The following is a 17,435-nucleotide window of genomic DNA, read 5'->3' on the forward strand; positions in this document are numbered from 1 at the left end:
GAGACTCCCCATGATCACCCCCCAGGAAGCACTGCAGCGCACCATCGAGCACCGCGAGGTGTTCCACGACGAGATGCTGCACATCGTGCGGCTCATCATGAGCGGCGAATGTTCGCCAGTGATGATGGCGGCGCTGATCACCGGCCTGCGCGTCAAGAAGGAAACCATCGGCGAGATCACCGCGGCCGCACAGGTGATGCGCGAGGTGTCGACCAAGGTGCCCGTGAAGGACACCACGCATCTGGTCGACATCGTCGGCACCGGCGGCGACGGCTCGCACACCTTCAACATCTCGACCTGCTCCATGTTCGTTGCGGCCGCGGCGGGCGCCAAGGTCAGCAAGCACGGCGGGCGCAGCGTGTCGAGCAAGTCGGGCAGTGCCGACGTGCTGGAGTCGCTGGGCGTCAACATCAACCTGCAGCCCGAGCAGATCGCGCGCTCCATCGAGCAGGTGGGCATCGGCTTCATGTTCGCGCCCAATCACCATCCGGCCATGAAGAACGTCGCGCCGGTGCGGAAGGAACTGGGCATCAAGACCATCTTCAACATCCTCGGGCCGCTGACCAATCCGGCCGGCGCGCCGAACATCCTGATGGGCGTGTTCCACCCCGACCTGGTGGGCATCCAGGTGCGCGCATTGCAGCGCCTGGGCACCGAGCACGCGATGGTGGTGTATGGGCGCGACGGCATGGACGAGATCTCGCTCGGCGCCGCCACCATGGTGGGCGAACTCAAGGACGGCGAGATACGCGAGTACGAACTGCATCCCGAGGACTTCGGCTTTGCCATGTCGAGCAACCGCGTGCTGCGCGTGGAAACGCCCGAGCAATCGAAGACCATGCTGCTCGGTGTGCTCGACAATCAGGCCGGCCCGGCGCTCGACATCGTGCTGCTCAATGCCGGCGCGGCCTTGTATGCCGCCAATGTGACCGATTCGATCGCCGCGGGCATCGAGCGCGCGCGCGAAGCCGTGGCATCGGGCGCGGCTCGCGCCAAGCTGGCCGAGCTGGTCCAGGCCTCCACGGCCGCGGCGTGAAGCAGGAAAACAGCCAGGAACGCAGAAAAATGTCCGACATCCTCGACAAGATCATTGCCGTCAAGCGGCAGGAAATTGCTGCAGCGCAGAAGAGAAGCCCGCTCGAAGCCGTGCGCTTCGACGCCGAGAGCCGCGTGCTGACGCGCGATTTCGAGGGCGCGCTGCGCGCCAAGATCGCCGCCGGTCACGCCGCCGTGATCGCCGAAGTCAAGAAAGCCAGCCCGAGCAAGGGCGTGCTGCGCGAGGACTTCATTCCGGCCGACATCGCGCAGAGCTATGCCGAAGGCGACGGCCAGATCAGCGCCGCCTGCCTCTCGGTGCTGACCGACAAGCAGTTCTTCCAGGGCGGCGTCGATTACCTCAAGCAAGCCCGCGCCTCGTGCGACCTGCCGGTGCTGCGCAAGGACTTCATCGTCGACGCCTACCAGGTGTACGAATCGCGCGCGATGGGCGCCGATGCCGTCCTGTTGATCGCCGCTGTCCTCGACGATGCGCAGATGAAGGACTACGAAGCCATTGCGCGCGGGCTCGGCATGGCGGTGCTGGTCGAAGTGCACGACGCGGCCGAACTCGAACGCGCGCTCGGCCTCAAGACGCCGCTCATCGGCGTGAACAACCGCAACCTGCGCAATTTCGAGGTGTCGATCCAGGCCACCATCGACCTGCTGCCCAGGCTGCCGGCCGACCGGCTGGCCGTCACCGAATCGGGCATCGCCACGCGCGAGGACGTGGCAACGCTGCGCGCGGCCGGCGTTCACGCCTTCCTGGTCGGCGAAGCCTTCATGCGTGCCAAGGAACCCGGCGAGGCGCTCGCTGCATTGTTCAAATGAACCGGCCCGATCAGCTGGCGAGCAGCGATCCCGCCGATTGGCCCGTCGCACCAGGCTGGCAGCCGCTGGTGGACGGCTTCTTTGCCGGCATCGTGGGGCAGAAGCTGCGCAGCTTCCTGCGCGAGCGCCTCGACGCGGGCGCGGTCATCTTCCCGCCGCAGCCGCTGCGGGCACTGGAACTGACGCCGCCCGACGAAGTGCGCGTCGTCATCCTGGGGCAGGACCCGTACCACGGCCGTGGCCAGGCGGAAGGGCTTGCGTTCTCCGTGGCGTCCGGCGTGGCGCTGCCGCCGTCGCTGCGCAACATCTTCAAGGAACTGCAGCGCGACCTTGGAACGCCCCCGCCGCCGTTTCCGAATCCTGGCGGCAGCCTGGTGAAATGGGCGACCCACGGCGTGCTGCTGCTCAACACCTGCCTCACGGTCGAGGAAGGGCTGCCGGCCAGCCATTCGGGCCGCGGCTGGGAGGTGCTGACCGACGCCGTGATCCGCCATGTATCCGACGGTGCCAAACCCGTTGTTTTTATGCTCTGGGGCTCGCATGCGCAAAGTAAGCGCGCGTTGATCGACATTGGCCGCCATAAGGTGCTGATGTCGAATCATCCGTCGCCGCTTTCCGCCCTGCGCCCGCCGGTTCCGTTCATCGGTTGCGGCCATTTCGGCGAGGCGCGCGCATGGCGGCTGGCGCAGCAGCCGGACGGCGGAATTCACGGATAATGCCGGCTGTTCCGCCTCGTGCAGTTCCCCCGCATCTTCTTGGTGCTGAGTTCTGCGTAGTCACAAAACCGTGCTATATTTCGAGGTTCGCCGGAGAGGTGGCCGAGTGGTTAATGGCAGCAGACTGTAAATCTGCCCTCTTACGAGTACGCTGGTTCGAATCCAGCCCTCTCCACCAGCGATGAATTTGGTTTCTAAGAGCGATTGGATCTAGCGCTTTGGGTGCCCTTGGAGTGCCCCCGATGCGGGAGTAGTTCAATGGTAGAACCCCAGCCTTCCAAGCTGATGACGCGGGTTCGATTCCCGTCTCCCGCTCCAGAGACCCGGTTCGGCGCCGGAAGCGATTGGTTAGACAAAAAGCCCTTTTGGCTCAGTGGTAGAGCACCCCCTTGGTAAGGGGGAGGTCGCGGGTCCGATTCCCGCAAAGGGCACCAGTTTCTGGGGGTTGCAACGGCAGGTTTGCAACCCATCTGCATACGTTGAAATCGTTTTTTTCGGAGTCGAAAAATGGCAAAAGGTAAATTCACCCGCACCAAGCCGCACGTGAACGTGGGCACGATCGGTCACGTCGACCACGGCAAGACCACGCTGACGGCTGCGATCGCCACGGTGCTGTCGGCCAAGTTCGGCGGCGAAGCCAAGGCCTACGACCAGATCGACGCGGCGCCCGAAGAAAAGGCCCGCGGCATCACCATCAACACCGCCCACGTCGAGTACGAAACGGCCAACCGCCACTACGCCCACGTCGACTGCCCCGGCCACGCCGACTACGTCAAGAACATGATCACCGGTGCCGCCCAGATGGACGGCGCCATCCTCGTGTGCTCGGCCGCCGACGGCCCCATGCCCCAGACCCGCGAGCACATCCTGCTGGCGCGCCAGGTGGGTGTGGGCTACATCATCGTGTTCCTGAACAAGTGCGACATGGTGGACGACGCTGAACTGCTCGAGCTCGTCGAAATGGAAGTGCGCGAGCTGCTCGACAAGTACGAGTTCCCGGGCGACGACACCCCCATCATCCACGGCTCGGCCAAGCTCGCCCTCGAAGGCGACAAGGGCAAGCTGGGTGAAGAAGCCATCATGAAGCTGGCCGACGCCCTGGACACCTACATCCCGACGCCCGAGCGCGCCGTGGACGGCACCTTCCTGATGCCTGTGGAAGACGTGTTCTCGATCTCCGGCCGCGGCACCGTCGTGACCGGCGCCGTCGAGCGCGGCGTGATCAAGGTCGGCGAGGAAATCGAGATCGTGGGCATCCGCCCGACCGTCAAGACCACCTGCACCGGCGTGGAAATGTTCCGCAAGCTGCTCGACCAGGGCCAGGCCGGCGACAACGTCGGCGTGCTGCTGCGCGGCACCAAGCGCGAAGAAGTCGAGCGCGGCCAGGTGCTGTGCAAGCCCGGCTCGATCAAGCCGCACACGCACTTCACCGCCGAGGTGTACGTGCTGTCCAAGGACGAGGGCGGCCGTCACACGCCGTTCTTCAACAACTACCGTCCGCAGTTCTACTTCCGCACCACGGACGTGACCGGCGCGATCGAGCTGCCCGCGGACAAGGAAATGGTCATGCCTGGCGACAACGTCAGCATCACCGTGAAGCTGATCAACCCGATCGCGATGGAAGAAGGCCTGCGCTTCGCCATCCGCGAAGGCGGCCGCACCGTGGGTTCGGGCGTCGTGGCAAAGATCCTCGACATCTGAGCCGAGTAAAGAGTACCGGAGGGGTATAGCTCAATTGGCAGAGCGTCGGTCTCCAAAACCGAAGGTTGTAGGTTCGATTCCTACTGCCCCTGCCACCTAGGTGGCACCTCCGAAAAAAGCCCGTCGTTGACCCGATGGGAGGCTAAAAAAAGACCATCGTTGACCCGATGGAAGGCTAAAAAAGCCCATCGTGACCCGATGGGCTTCGGCGTCTCAAGAAGGCGCATTGAATTGAAGGCCGAAAGGCCACAGGAAATCAGCCAAACATGGCCACTTCTCAAATCGAAACCGTGAGCACGGGAGCCGACAAGGCCAAATTGGCCGCGTCGGTGGTGCTGGCAGTGGGCGCCATCGTGGCGTTCTACCTGCTGGCGCGCCAGGGCTCGCTGGTGCAATGGGCTGCGCTGCTGGTCGGCCTGGCCGCGGCCGTGGGCGCCTTCGGCAGTTCGGAGAATGGCCGCCAGCTGTGGGCTTTCGGCCGCGACTCGTGGCGCGAGGTCAAGAAGGTCGTCTGGCCGACCCGCAAGGAAGCAATGCAGATGACGGCTTACGTGTTTGCCTTCGTGGCAGTCATGTCCGTCTTCCTCTGGCTCACCGACAAGACGCTCGAATGGGTGTTTTTCGACCTCATTCTGGGCTGGAGAAAATAAATGACCGCTGATCCAGTGAACGCAGTTGACACCACGCCGGGCGCGCCCGAGGAAGAAAGCACCTCCGTGCTGGCTCCCGCCGCCAACCCCGATCTGCGTTGGTACGTGGTGCATGCCTATTCGGGCATGGAAAAGGCCGTCGAGCGCAACATCATCGAGCGCATCAACCGCGCCGGCATGCAGGACAAGTTCGGCCGCATCCTGGTGCCGACCGAAGAAGTGGTCGAGATCAAGAACGGCCAGAAGCGCACCACCGAGCGCCGCTTCTTCCCCGGCTACGTGCTGGTCGAAATGATCATGGACGACGAGAGCTGGCACCTGGTGAAGCACACCAACAAGGTGACGGGTTTCGTGGGCGGCGCCAAGAACCGTCCGGCTCCGATCTCGCAGAAAGAGGTCGAGGGCATCGTCAGCCAGATGCAGCAGGGCACCGAGAAGCCGCGCCACAAGGTCGAGTTCACCGTGGGCGAATTCGTGCGCGTCAAGGAAGGCCCGTTCACCGACTTCAATGGCACGGTGGAAGACGTCAACTACGAGAAGAGCAAGGTCAGCGTGTCGGTCATGATCTTCGGCCGCGCGACGCCTGTGGAGCTCGAATTCAGCCAGGTCGAGAAGACCTGAGCCCCGCCGGTCCTCGGACCGGAACCATTTCCGGCTGCGCGTTGTCCGACTCGGCGCGCGGCCTTGATCGAAGAGTCGTTCAACCCCGGGGAGCTGCGGCGAAAGCCAAGGCGATATCACCCGCAAGGAGCAAAGCATGGCGAAAAAAATCGTCGGCTTCATCAAGCTGCAAGTACCAGCTGGTAAGGCCAACCCGTCACCACCCATCGGTCCCGCACTGGGCCAGCGTGGTTTGAACATCATGGAGTTCTGCAAGGCGTTCAACGCGCAGACCCAGAGCGTTGAGCCTGGCCTGCCGCTGCCGGTGGTCATCACCGCGTTCGCTGACAAGAGCTTCACCTTCATCATCAAGACGCCCCCGGCGATCACCTTGATCAAGAAGGCCATCAAGCTGGACAAGGGCTCGGCCCGTCCGCACACCGACAAGGTCGGCAAGATCACGCGTGCACAGCTCGAAGAGATCGCCAAGGCCAAGATGAAGGACCTGACTGCCGCCGACCTCGACGCAGCAGTTCGCACCATCGCCGGCTCTGCCCGTTCGATGGGCGTGAATGTGGAGGGCGTGTAAATGTCCAAGATCACCAAGAAGCAAAAAGCGCTCGCAGGCAAGGTCGACAGCAACAAGCTGTACGCACTTGTCGAAGCCATCGGCCTCGTGAAGGAAGCCGCCACCGCCAAGTTCGACGAATCGATCGACGTGGCCGTGCAGCTCGGCATCGACGCGAAGAAGTCGGACCAGGTCGTGCGTGGCGCCGTCGTGCTGCCCAACGGCACCGGCAAGACCAAGCGCGTGGCTGTGTTCGCCCAGGGCGCCAAGGCTGAAGAAGCCAAGGCCGCCGGCGCCGACATCGTCGGCATGGACGACCTGGCTGCGATGGTCAAGGCTGGCGACATGCCCTTCGACGTCGTCATTGCTGCCCCCGACGCCATGCGCGTGGTCGGTACGCTCGGCCAGATCCTCGGCCCGCGCGGCCTGATGCCCAACCCCAAGGTTGGCACCGTGACCCCGGACGTCGCCACGGCCGTGAAGAACGCCAAGGCTGGCCAGGTCCAGTTCCGCGTCGACAAGGCCGGCATCATCCACGGCACGATCGGCCGCCGTTCGTTCGACACCGACAAGCTGCAAGGCAATCTGGTCGCGCTCATCGATGCGCTGGTCAAGGCCAAGCCGGCCACCAGCAAGGGCGTGTTCCTGCGCAAGGTGGCTGTGTCGTCGACCATGGGTCTGGGTGTCCGCGTGGACACGCAAAGCATCTCGGCGAGCTGAGAGATGTGAAGGCTTCGCTTCACTTGACGGTGAGCGAGGCGTGAATTGGCCCGGCTCCGAAAGGAGCGGGGCAAATGTGGTGGGTCGCGGCAGCTTCGGTTGCCGTGGGCCATCCAAGACCGCTGGTGTGCAGGGTGCCTGCACTTAATCGCCGGACCTTTTGTCCGGCAATCAGCGCAGATGGCGATCCCGCTGCAAGGAATTCGATTTTGTTCCTGACAGTTGGTCGCTGCATGAAGCGCGATCCGAGGCCCCGGCCGAAGATCGCATTAAAAGGAGTAGACCTTGAGTCTGAATCGCAGTGAGAAAGAAGCGGTCATCAGTGATGTGACCAGCCTCGCCGCAAAAGCTCAAACGCTCGTGCTGGCGGAATACCGTGGCATCACGGTTGCCGATATGACCAAACTGCGTACTGAAGCACGCAGCAAGGGTGTGACTCTCAGTGTGTTCAAGAACACGCTGGCACGCCGTGCTGTGGCTGGTAGCGCATTCGAAGTCATTGGCGACCAGATGACCGGCCCGCTCATCTACGGCTTTTCCGAAGACGCAGTGGCCGCCGCCAAGGTGGTGGCCGACTTCGCGAAGACCAACGACAAGTTGGTGATTCGCGGTGGTGCGTTTGGCGGCAAGGTCCTGGACGTGAACGGCGTGAAGCAGCTCGCAAGCATCCCTTCGAAGGAAGTGCTGTTGGCGCAGTTGCTGGGCTTGATGCAATCCCCGATTTCCCGTACGGCACGCGTTCTCGCGGCGCTGGCCGCGAAGCGTGGCGAAGGCGCAGCACCCGCAGCCGATGCACCGGCAGAAGCCGAAGCGCAACCCGCATAAGCGGCTTGCGTTTGAAATATTCAACCCAATTGTTAGGAAACAAAAATGGCATTCGATAAAGACGCATTTCTGACCGCGCTCGACAGCATGACGGTCCTGGAGCTCAACGAACTGGTGAAAGCCATCGAAGAGAAGTTTGGCGTGAGCGCTGCCGCCATGGCCGGCCCGGCTGCTGCCGGCCCCGCCGCTGCAGTGGCCGAAGAGCAAACCGAATTCAATGTCGTGCTGGCGGACGTCGGCGCGAACAAGGTTTCGGTCATCAAGGCCGTGCGCGAAATCACCGGCCTGGGCCTCAAAGAAGCCAAGGACCTGGTGGAAGCCGCTCCCAAGGCTGTCAAGGAAGCCCTGTCCAAGGCTGACGCTGAAGCCGCCAAGAAGAAGCTGGAAGAAGCCGGCGCCAAGGTGGAACTGAAGTAATTCAGTCCCCCTGGAGGGCTGGAGGTGCCTGAAAAGGCCCTCCAGCCTTTGCCGCTTTCAGAGCGCACCCAAAAACCGGCTTGATTGCCCACCGATCAAGGCGTTTTTTGAGTGTCTTCTGACCCCGACTGCAGAAGACCCCTTGGTTCGGGCGATGTGCAACGCATCGCTGTCCGCCAACGGCTGGTAGTGGCCAGCCGCCAAGCAGTGGTGCCTCGGCACTGCTGACAAGTCGCTGAAGATCTCAAGCTCCGGAGCTCTCATGGCCCAATCGTCCGCGTACAGTTACACCGAACGCAAGCGCATCCGAAAAAGTTTCGGTAACCGCGACAGCGTCGTCGAAATTCCTTACCTGCTGCAGATGCAGAAAGACGCGTACACCGCGTTCCTGCAAGCCGGCATCGCCCCCAAACAACGCACCGTCGAAGGCCTGCAGGCCGCGTTCGACGCTGCGTTCCCGATCGTCTCGCACAATGGTTTTGTCGAGATGAAGTTCCTCGAGTACAACCTCGCGAAGCCCGCCTTCGACGTGCGTGAATGCCAGACCCGCGGTCTGACCTTCGCCTCGGCCGTGCGCGCCAAGGTGCAGCTCATCATCTATGACCGCGAGTCTTCGACCTCGCAGTCGAAGGTGGTCAAGGAAGTGAAGGAACAAGAGGTCTACATGGGCGAAGTGCCGCTCATGACCGAAAAGGGTTCGTTCATCATCAACGGCACCGAGCGCGTGATCGTCTCGCAGCTGCACCGTTCGCCCGGCGTGTTCTTCGAACACGACAAGGGCAAGACGCACAGCTCGGGCAAGCTCCTGTTCTCGGCCCGCGTGATTCCCTACCGCGGCTCGTGGCTCGACTTCGAATTCGATCCGAAGGACATGCTGTACTTCCGCGTCGACCGCCGCCGCAAGATGCCGGTCACGATCCTGCTGAAGGCCATCGGCCTGAACCCGGAATCGATCCTCGCGAACTTCTTCGTGAACGACAACTTCCGCCTGATGGACAGCGGCGCGCAGATGGAATTCGTTCCCGAGCGCCTGCGCGGCGAAGTCGCGCGCTTCGACATCACCGACAAGTCGGGCAAGGTCGTGGTCGCCAAGGACAAGCGCGTCACCGCGCGCCACACGCGTGAACTCGAGCAGTCGGGCACCACGCACATCAGCGTGCCGGAAGACTTCCTGGTCGGCCGCGTCATCGCCCGCAACATCGTCGACGCCGACTCCGGCGAAATCCTGGCCAAGGCCAACGACGAGCTGACCGAAGCGCTCCTGAAGAAGCTGCGCACGGCCGGCGTGCAGGACATCCAGGTCATCTACACGAACGAACTGGACCAGGGCGCGTACATCTCGCAGACGCTGCGCATCGACGAAACCGTCGACGAGTTCGCCGCCCGCGTGGCCATCTACCGCATGATGCGCCCCGGCGAGCCGCCGACGGAAGACGCCGTGCAGGCCCTGTTCCAGCGCCTGTTCTACAACCCGGACACGTACGACCTGTCGCGCGTCGGCCGCATGAAGTTCAACGCCAAGGTCGGCCGCGACGAATCGACCGGCCCGATGGTGCTGACCAACGAAGACATCCTGGCCGTGGTCAAGATCCTGGTGGACCTGCGCAACGGCAACGGCGAAGTCGACGACATCGACCACCTGGGCAACCGCCGCGTGCGTTGCGTCGGCGAACTGGCCGAAAACCAGTACCGCACCGGCCTGGCACGCATCGAGAAGGCCGTGAAGGAACGACTGGGCCAGGCGGAGCAAGAGCCGCTGATGCCGCACGACCTGATCAACAGCAAGCCGATCTCGGCCGCGCTGAAGGAATTCTTCGGCGCCTCGCAGCTGTCGCAGTTCATGGACCAGACGAACCCGCTGTCCGAAATCACCCACAAGCGCCGCGTGTCGGCTCTTGGCCCGGGCGGTCTGACGCGCGAACGTGCAGGTTTCGAAGTGCGCGACGTGCACGTCACGCATTACGGCCGCGTGTGCCCGATCGAAACGCCTGAAGGCCCGAACATCGGCCTGATCAACTCGCTGGCCCTGTACGCCCGTCTGAACGAATACGGCTTCATCGAGACGCCGTACCGCCGCGTGATCGACAGCAAGGTCACCAACGAGATCGACTACCTGTCGGCCATCGAGGAAGGCAAGTACGTCATCGCCCAGGCCAATGCAGTGCTGGACAAGGAAGGCACGTTGACCGGCGACCTGGTCTCCGCGCGCGAAGCCGGCGAATCGATCCTGGTCGGTGCCGAGCGCATCCAGTACATGGACGTGTCGCCTGCGCAGATCGTGTCGGTGGCTGCCTCGCTCGTGCCGTTCCTCGAGCACGACGACGCGAACCGCGCGCTGATGGGCGCCAACATGCAGCGCCAGGCCGTGCCCGTGCTGCGCCCCGAGAAGCCGATGGTCGGCACCGGCATCGAGCGCGTCTCCGCGGTCGACTCCGGCACCGTGGTCACGGCTACCCGCGGCGGCATCGTCGATTACGTCGACGCGACCCGCATCGTGGTGCGCGTGAACGACGCCGAAGCGGCAGCCGGTGAAGTCGGTGTGGACATCTACAACCTGATCAAGTATCAGCGTTCGAACCAGAACACCAACATCCACCAGCGCCCGATCGTCAAGCGCGGCGACAAAATCGCCAAGGGCGACGTGGTGGCCGACGGCGCATCGACCGACCTCGGCGAACTGGCGCTCGGCCAGAACATGCTGATCGCGTTCATGCCCTGGAACGGCTACAACTTCGAAGACTCGATCCTGATCTCCGAACGCGTCGTCGCAGAAGACCGCTACACCTCGATCCACATCGAGGAACTGGTGGTGATGGCCCGCGACACCAAGCTGGGTGCCGAGGAAATCACGCGCGACATCCCGAACCTGGCCGAGCAGCAGCTCAACCGCCTCGACGAATCCGGCATCATCTATGTCGGCGCCGAAGTGCAGCCGGGCGACACGCTGGTGGGCAAGGTCACGCCGAAGGGCGAGACCACGCTGACGCCTGAAGAGAAGCTGCTTCGCGCGATCTTCGGCGAGAAGGCTTCCGACGTGAAGGACACCTCGCTGCGCGTGGACCAGGGCTCGCAAGGCACCGTGATCGACGTGCAGGTGTTCACCCGCGAAGGCATCACGCGCGACAAGCGCGCCCAGCAGATCATCGACGACGAGCTCAAGCGCTTCCGCCTCGACCTGAACGACCAGCTTCGCATCGTCGAAGCTGACGCGTTCGACCGTATCGAGAAGCTCTTGACCGGCAAGGTCGCCAACGGCGGCCCCAACAAGCTGGCCAAAGGCACCAAGCTCGACAAGGCCTACCTGTCGTCGGTCGAGAAGTTCCACTGGTTCGACATCCGCCCGGCGGACGACGAAGTGGCAACCCAGCTCGAGTCGATCAAGAACTCGCTCGAGCAGACGCGCCACAGCTTCGACCTCGCGTTCGAAGAAAAGCGCAAGAAGCTCACGCAGGGCGACGAGCTGCCCGCGGGCGTGCTCAAGATGGTCAAGGTCTACCTGGCCGTCAAGCGCCGCCTGCAACCCGGCGACAAGATGGCCGGCCGCCACGGCAACAAGGGTGTGGTGTCGAAGATCGTTCCGGTCGAAGACATGCCCCACATGGCCGACGGCACGCCATGCGACATCTGCCTGAACCCGCTGGGCGTGCCTTCGCGGATGAACGTGGGCCAGGTGCTCGAAGTGCACCTGGGCTGGGCCGGCAAGGGCATCGGCAACCGCATCGGCGACCTGCTGCAGCAAGAGGCCAAGGTGGCCGAGCTGCGCAAGTTCATGGAGCAGTTGTACAACGGCTCGGGCCGCAAGGAAGACCTCGGCCAGCTGAGCGACACCGACGTGCTCGAGATGGCCGCCAACCTGCAAACCGGCGCGACCTTCGCAACGCCGGTGTTCGACGGCGCCTCGGAAGAGGAAATCCGCGGCATGCTGAAGCTCGCCTATCCGGACGACATCGCCAAGCTCAAGGGCCTGACCGACACGCGCACGCAGGCCTACCTGTACGACGGCCGCACCGGCGACCAGTTCGAGCGTCCCGTCACCGTCGGCTACATGCACTTCTTGAAGCTGCACCACCTGGTCGACGACAAGATGCACGCCCGTTCGACCGGCCCGTACTCGCTCGTCACCCAGCAGCCGCTGGGCGGCAAGGCGCAGTTCGGCGGCCAGCGTTTCGGCGAAATGGAAGTGTGGGCGCTGGAAGCCTACGGCGCCGCCTACGTGCTGCAGGAAATGCTGACCGTGAAGTCCGACGACGTGCAAGGCCGTACCAAGGTGTACGAAAGCATCGTCAAGGGCGAACACTCCATCGAAGCCGGCATGCCGGAATCGTTCAACGTGCTGGTCAAGGAAATCCGTTCCCTTGGCCTGGACATTGAACTCGAACGTTCATAAGCAGACAAGGAAAGAGTCACATGAAGTCATTACTCGACCTGTTCAAGCAATTCACGCCCGATGAGCATTTCGATGCCATCAAGATCGGCATGGCTTCGCCCGAGAAGATCCGTTCGTGGTCTTTCGGCGAGGTGAAGAAGCCCGAGACGATCAACTACCGCACGTTCAAGCCCGAGCGCGACGGTCTCTTCTGCGCCAAGATCTTCGGCCCCATCAAGGACTACGAGTGCCTGTGCGGCAAGTACAAGCGCCTGAAGCACCGCGGCGTGATCTGCGAGAAGTGCGGCGTTGAAGTCACGCAGACCAAGGTGCGCCGCGAGCGCATGGGCCACATCGACCTGGCTGCGCCCTGCGCGCACATCTGGTTCCTGAAGTCGCTGCCGTCGCGCCTGGGCCTCGTGCTCGACATGACGCTGCGCGACATCGAACGCGTGCTGTACTTCGAAGCCTACGTGATCACCGATCCCGGCATGACCCCGCTGAAGAAGTTCGGCATCATGTCCGAGGACGACTACGACGCCAAGCGCAAGGAATTCGGCGACGAATTCGTCGCCAAGATGGGCGCCGAAGGCATCAGGGACCTGCTCGAAGGCATCGAACTCGACAGCGAGATCGAACGCCTGCGCGGCGACCTGACCGGTTCCGAAGTCAAGGTCAAGAAGAACTCCAAGCGCCTCAAGGTGCTGGAAGCCTTCCGCAAGTCGGGCATCAAGCCCCAGTGGATGGTGCTCGAAGTGCTGCCCGTGCTGCCGCCGGACCTGCGTCCGCTGGTGCCGCTGGACGGCGGCCGCTTCGCGACTTCCGACCTGAACGACCTGTACCGCCGCGTCATCAACCGCAACTCGCGCCTGCGCCGCCTGCTGGAGCTCAAGGCTCCGGAAATCATCGCGCGCAACGAAAAGCGGATGCTGCAAGAGGCGGTCGACTCGCTGCTGGACAACGGCCGCCGCGGCAAGGCCATGACGGGCGCCAACAAGCGCGCGCTGAAGTCGCTGGCCGACATGATCAAGGGCAAGAGCGGCCGCTTCCGCCAGAATCTGCTGGGCAAGCGCGTCGACTACTCGGGCCGTTCGGTCATCGTGGTGGGCCCGACGCTCAAGCTGCACCAGTGCGGCCTGCCGAAGCTGATGGCGCTCGAACTGTTCAAGCCCTTCATCTTCTCGCGCCTCGAAGCCATGGGCATCGCGACCACGATCAAGGCTGCCAAGAAGGAAGTCGAATCGGGCACGCCGGTGGTCTGGGACATCCTGGAAGAAGTGATCAAGGAACACCCGGTCATGCTGAACCGTGCGCCTACGCTGCACCGTTTGGGCATCCAGGCGTTCGAGCCGATCCTGATCGAAGGCAAGGCAATCCAGCTGCACCCGCTGGTTTGCGCGGCCTTCAACGCCGACTTCGACGGCGACCAGATGGCTGTCCACGTGCCGCTGTCGGTGGAAGCGCAGATGGAAGCCCGCACGCTGATGCTGGCCTCCAACAACGTGCTGTTCCCGGCGTCGGGTGAACCGTCGATCGTTCCTTCGCAGGACGTGGTGCTGGGTCTGTACTACACGACCCGCGACCGCATCAACGCCAAGGGCGAGGGCCTGATCTTCTCCGACATCGGTGAAGTCCAGCGCGCGCTCGACGCCAACGTGGTCGAGCTCACCGCCAAGGTCGCCGTGCGCATCACGGAGTACACCAAGGACAAGGAAACCGGTGCATTCACCGCTTCCACGTCGCTGGTGGACACCACCGTGGGCCGTGCACTGCTGTCCGAGATCCTGCCCAAGGGCCTGCCGTTCTCGAACATCAACAAGGCGCTGAAGAAGAAGGAAATCTCCAAGCTCATCAACGTCTCGTTCCGCAAGTGCGGCCTGAAAGAGACCGTGGTGTTTGCCGACAAGCTGCTGCAGAACGGCTTCCGCCTGGCCACCAAGGCCGGCATCTCGATTGCCATCGACGACATGCTGGTGCCTGCTGAAAAGCACGGCATCATCGAGCGCTCGGCCAAGGAAGTGAAGGAGATCGAACAGCAGTACGTCTCCGGTCTCGTGACCTCCGGCGAACGCTACAACAAGGTGGTGGACATCTGGGGCAAGGCCGGCGACGAAGTGTCGAAGGTCATGATGGCCAAGCTGTCGAAGCAGCGCGTCATCGATCGTCACGGCAAGGAAGTCGAGCAGGAGTCGTTCAACTCCATCTACATGATGGCCGACTCCGGCGCCCGCGGTTCCGCAGCGCAGATTCGCCAGGTGGCCGGCATGCGTGGCCTGATGGCCAAGCCGGACGGCTCGATCATCGAGACGCCCATCACCGCGAACTTCCGCGAAGGCCTGAACGTGCTGGAGTACTTCATCTCCACCCACGGTGCCCGAAAGGGTCTGGCCGATACGGCGCTGAAGACGGCGAACTCGGGCTACCTGACCCGTCGCCTGGTCGACGTGACGCAAGACCTGGTGGTGACCGAGCAGGACTGCGGCACGCACGGCGGCTACCTGATGCGCGCCATCGTCGAAGGCGGTGAGGTGATCGAGTCGCTGCGCGACCGTATCCTCGGCCGCTCGGCTGCGGACGACGTGCTGCACCCGGAAAACCGCTCGGTGCTGCTGAAGGCCGGCGAGATGTTCGACGAGGACAACATCGAAGAGCTCGAGGCGCAAGGCGTCGACGAGGTCAAGGTGCGTACTGCGCTGACCTGCGAAACCCGCTTCGGCATCTGCGCGACCTGCTACGGGCGCGACCTGGGCCGCGGCGGCCTGATCAACATCGGCGAAGCCGTCGGTGTGATCGCGGCGCAGTCGATCGGCGAACCCGGCACGCAGCTGACGATGCGTACCTTCCACATCGGTGGCGCGGCATCGCGTGCAGCGGTGGCCTCGAGCGTCGAAGCCAAGTCCAACGGCGTGATCGGCTTCAACGCCACGATGCGCTACGTGACCAACAGCAAGAACGAGCTGGTGGTGATTGCACGTTCGGGCGAGATCGTCATTCATGACGAACACGGCCGCGAGCGCGAACGCCACAAGGTGCCGTACGGTGCGATCCTGGCCGTCAAGGCCGACCAGCAGATCAAGGCCGGCCACGTGCTTGCCAACTGGGATCCGCTGACGCGCCCGATCATCACGGAATTCGCCGGCAAGACGCAGTTCGAGAATGTGGAAGAAGGCCTCACGGTCGCCAAGCAGGTGGACGAAGTGACCGGCCTGTCGACCCTGGTCGTGATCGATCCGAAGCGCCGCGGCGCTGCCAAGGTCGTGCGCCCGCAGGTGAAGCTCATCGACGCCTCCGGCGCCGAAGTGAAGATCCCGGGCACCGACCACTCGGTGACGATCGGCTTTCCGATCGGCTCGCTGGTGCAGATCCGCGACGGCCAGGACGTGGGCCCCGGCGAAGTGCTGGCGCGCATTCCGGTCGAAGGCCAGAAGACGCGCGACATCACCGGCGGTCTGCCGCGTGTGGCCGAGCTGTTCGAAGCCCGTTCGCCAAAGGACAAGGGCATGCTGGCCGAAATGACCGGTACCGTGTCGTTCGGCAAGGAGACCAAGGGCAAGATCCGCCTGCAGATCACCGATCCCGAAGGCGGCGTCTACGAAGACCTCGTGCCGAAGGAAAAGAACATCCTGGTGCACGAAGGCCAGGTGGTGAACAAGGGCGAGAGCGTGGTCGACGGTCCGGCGGACCCGCAGGACATCCTGCGCCTGCTGGGTTCGGAAGAACTGGCGCGCTACATCGTGGACGAAGTGCAGGACGTGTACCGCCTGCAGGGTGTGAAGATCAACGACAAGCACATCGAGGTGATCGTTCGCCAGATGCTGCGCCGCGTCGTGGTCGACAACATCGGCGAGACCAGCTACATCTCCGGCGAACAGGTCGAACGCAGCGAAATGCTCAACACCAACGACGCCCTGCGCGCCGCTGGCAAGATCCCCGCGACGTTCACCAACCTGCTGCTGGGTATCACGAAGGCCTCGCTGTCGACCGACTCGTTCATCTCTGCCGCTTCGTTCCAGGAAACGACGCGCGTGCTGACCGAAGCCGCGATCATGGGCAAGCGCGACGAGCTGCGCGGCCTGAAGGAAAACGTCATCGTCGGCCGCCTGATTCCCGCAGGCACCGGCATGGCCTACCACCAGGCGCGCAAGGCCAAGGATCAGATGGACGAGGCCGAGCGCCGCGCCATCGCCGAATCCGAAGCCGCCGAACTGGCCGGTTCGACCAGCGATGCTTCCACCACGGCCGACGCCAGCGAAGGCGCCGCGACCGAATAACTGGTTAGCATCACCGGCCATGACCGGTATCCGACGCCCCCCGACCGCCTCCGGTTGGGGGGCGTTTTTCTTTGAGTTTTTTATTGCGAAGCGTTTTTGCCGATGAGCGTGTTGCCCGATTCGATGGCCGGCTGGATCGTCGCTGCCGTGCTCCTGTTCTGGTTCGTGGGCGCATACAACCGGCTCGTGCGCCTGCGCGCGGCCGTGCTCCAGGCCTACGCCACGCTTGATGCGGCCCTTCGAAAGCAGCTGGACTTCGTTCAGGCCAGCATCACGGCCGCCCTGCCGGAAAAAGATGCGTCCAGCCATTCATCGGCCGTGGCGCCGCTGCAGGCCGCCACCACCCAGCTTGCAACCCTGCTGGGCGCGACGCGGCTGCACCCGCTCGACCCCGGCGGCATGGCCGCGCTGGCCACCGCGCTGCAGGTGCTGATCACGGCCTGGCAGCGCCAGCACCCCGATTCAGTGACGGTTTTCGAGGCGGACGGAACGCTCTCGCGGCCGGCGCCGCTGCTGCCGACCGGCGCCAGTGCGGCATCCGGCACACTGGAACCCATGGCCTGGCCCGAGCCTTCGGCCGCGGCGGAAATTGCACGCAGCCAGTTCAACCTGGCGGTGGGGCAGTACAACGCCGCCATCGTCCAGTTTCCGGCGCTGCTGGTGGCATGGATGGTGCGTTTGCGCCCGGCCGCGCCGCTGCTTTGAAGTTGTCCAGACGCCGGCGTTGCATTTTTT

Annotated in this window: 13 protein-coding genes and 4 tRNA genes; all 17 read left to right on the forward strand. The window is 63.6% G+C overall.

All coding sequences use genetic code 11. The features are described from left to right. Positions 1-10 precede the first annotated feature (10 nt). Positions 11-1,036 (forward strand): anthranilate phosphoribosyltransferase, encoded by a 1,026-nt coding sequence (gene trpD, locus QFZ47_RS15555; protein WP_307656485.1) that lies wholly within the window; start codon positions 11-13, stop codon positions 1,034-1,036. A gap of 29 nt (positions 1,037-1,065) precedes the next feature. Continuing rightward, complete coding sequence (trpC, locus tag QFZ47_RS15560; RefSeq protein ID WP_307656486.1) at positions 1,066-1,866, forward strand: indole-3-glycerol phosphate synthase TrpC; 801 nt, start codon at positions 1,066-1,068, stop codon at positions 1,864-1,866. Beyond that, a complete protein-coding gene (locus QFZ47_RS15565; protein WP_307656487.1) occupies positions 1,863-2,582 on the forward strand; it encodes a uracil-DNA glycosylase in 720 nt (239 codons plus the stop codon). Before trpC ends, QFZ47_RS15565 begins: the two co-directional genes overlap by 4 nt. Before the next feature lie 92 nt (positions 2,583-2,674). After that, positions 2,675-2,760, forward strand: a tRNA-Tyr gene (locus tag QFZ47_RS15570). Positions 2,761-2,826: 66 nt separating this feature from the next. Continuing rightward, positions 2,827-2,900: transfer RNA gene (locus QFZ47_RS15575), tRNA-Gly, on the forward strand. Positions 2,901-2,941: 41 nt separating this feature from the next. After that, positions 2,942-3,016 (forward strand) — tRNA-Thr (locus QFZ47_RS15580). Positions 3,017-3,089: 73 nt separating this feature from the next. Then, entirely contained in the window at positions 3,090-4,283 is a 1,194-nt protein-coding gene (gene tuf / locus QFZ47_RS15585) for an elongation factor Tu (RefSeq protein WP_307655600.1), read from the forward strand. Positions 4,284-4,302: 19 nt separating this feature from the next. Further along, positions 4,303-4,378 (forward strand) — tRNA-Trp (locus QFZ47_RS15590). A gap of 171 nt (positions 4,379-4,549) precedes the next feature. Beyond that, positions 4,550-4,933, forward strand: a complete 384-nt coding sequence (gene secE, locus QFZ47_RS15595) for a preprotein translocase subunit SecE (protein ID WP_012745745.1) — start codon at positions 4,550-4,552, stop codon at positions 4,931-4,933. Next, positions 4,934-5,554 carry a transcription termination/antitermination protein NusG gene (nusG, locus tag QFZ47_RS15600; protein WP_307656488.1) on the forward strand — a complete coding sequence of 207 codons (621 nt, stop codon included), beginning with the start codon at positions 4,934-4,936 and terminating at the stop codon, positions 5,552-5,554. A gap of 136 nt (positions 5,555-5,690) precedes the next feature. Then, complete coding sequence (gene rplK / locus QFZ47_RS15605) at positions 5,691-6,122, forward strand: 50S ribosomal protein L11 (RefSeq protein ID WP_055801191.1); 432 nt, start codon at positions 5,691-5,693, stop codon at positions 6,120-6,122. After that, positions 6,123-6,821 (forward strand): 50S ribosomal protein L1, encoded by a 699-nt coding sequence (gene rplA, locus QFZ47_RS15610; protein WP_307656489.1) that lies wholly within the window; start codon positions 6,123-6,125, stop codon positions 6,819-6,821. A gap of 285 nt (positions 6,822-7,106) precedes the next feature. Beyond that, on the forward strand, positions 7,107-7,646 hold the full coding sequence (gene rplJ / locus QFZ47_RS15615; protein ID WP_307656490.1) for a 50S ribosomal protein L10: 540 nt from the start codon (positions 7,107-7,109) through the stop codon (positions 7,644-7,646). 45 nt (positions 7,647-7,691) lie between these two features. Next, positions 7,692-8,063 (forward strand): 50S ribosomal protein L7/L12, encoded by a 372-nt coding sequence (rplL, locus tag QFZ47_RS15620; RefSeq protein WP_198789614.1) that lies wholly within the window; start codon positions 7,692-7,694, stop codon positions 8,061-8,063. Between the two features lie 262 nt (positions 8,064-8,325). Next, entirely contained in the window at positions 8,326-12,450 is a 4,125-nt protein-coding gene (gene rpoB, locus QFZ47_RS15625; RefSeq protein WP_307656491.1) for a DNA-directed RNA polymerase subunit beta, read from the forward strand. 20 nt (positions 12,451-12,470) lie between these two features. Next, positions 12,471-16,700 (forward strand): DNA-directed RNA polymerase subunit beta', encoded by a 4,230-nt coding sequence (rpoC, locus tag QFZ47_RS15630; protein WP_307656492.1) that lies wholly within the window; start codon positions 12,471-12,473, stop codon positions 16,698-16,700. A gap of 102 nt (positions 16,701-16,802) precedes the next feature. Continuing rightward, positions 16,803-17,405 carry a LemA family protein gene (locus QFZ47_RS15635; protein ID WP_307656493.1) on the forward strand — a complete coding sequence of 201 codons (603 nt, stop codon included), beginning with the start codon at positions 16,803-16,805 and terminating at the stop codon, positions 17,403-17,405. The last annotated feature ends 30 nt before the right edge of the window (positions 17,406-17,435 follow it).

The sequence above is a fragment of the Variovorax paradoxus genome (genome assembly GCF_030815975.1).
GTDB lineage: Bacteria > Pseudomonadota > Gammaproteobacteria > Burkholderiales > Burkholderiaceae_C > Variovorax > Variovorax paradoxus_N.

What these genes read in the sequence shown, in the direction of transcription:
- trpD (WP_307656485.1), top strand. Translation starts at nt 11, where the DNA reads ATGATCACCCCCCAGGAAGCACTGCAGCGCACCATCGAGCACCGCGAG.
- trpC (WP_307656486.1), top strand. Translation starts at nt 1,066, where the DNA reads ATGTCCGACATCCTCGACAAGATCATTGCCGTCAAGCGGCAGGAAATT.
- QFZ47_RS15565 (WP_307656487.1), top strand. Translation starts at nt 1,863, where the DNA reads ATGAACCGGCCCGATCAGCTGGCGAGCAGCGATCCCGCCGATTGGCCC.
- tuf (WP_307655600.1), top strand. Translation starts at nt 3,090, where the DNA reads ATGGCAAAAGGTAAATTCACCCGCACCAAGCCGCACGTGAACGTGGGC.
- secE (WP_012745745.1), top strand. Translation starts at nt 4,550, where the DNA reads ATGGCCACTTCTCAAATCGAAACCGTGAGCACGGGAGCCGACAAGGCC.
- nusG (WP_307656488.1), top strand. Translation starts at nt 4,934, where the DNA reads ATGACCGCTGATCCAGTGAACGCAGTTGACACCACGCCGGGCGCGCCC.
- rplK (WP_055801191.1), top strand. Translation starts at nt 5,691, where the DNA reads ATGGCGAAAAAAATCGTCGGCTTCATCAAGCTGCAAGTACCAGCTGGT.
- rplA (WP_307656489.1), top strand. Translation starts at nt 6,123, where the DNA reads ATGTCCAAGATCACCAAGAAGCAAAAAGCGCTCGCAGGCAAGGTCGAC.
- rplL (WP_198789614.1), top strand. Translation starts at nt 7,692, where the DNA reads ATGGCATTCGATAAAGACGCATTTCTGACCGCGCTCGACAGCATGACG.
- rpoB (WP_307656491.1), top strand. Translation starts at nt 8,326, where the DNA reads ATGGCCCAATCGTCCGCGTACAGTTACACCGAACGCAAGCGCATCCGA.
- rpoC (WP_307656492.1), top strand. Translation starts at nt 12,471, where the DNA reads ATGAAGTCATTACTCGACCTGTTCAAGCAATTCACGCCCGATGAGCAT.
- QFZ47_RS15635 (WP_307656493.1), top strand. Translation starts at nt 16,803, where the DNA reads ATGAGCGTGTTGCCCGATTCGATGGCCGGCTGGATCGTCGCTGCCGTG.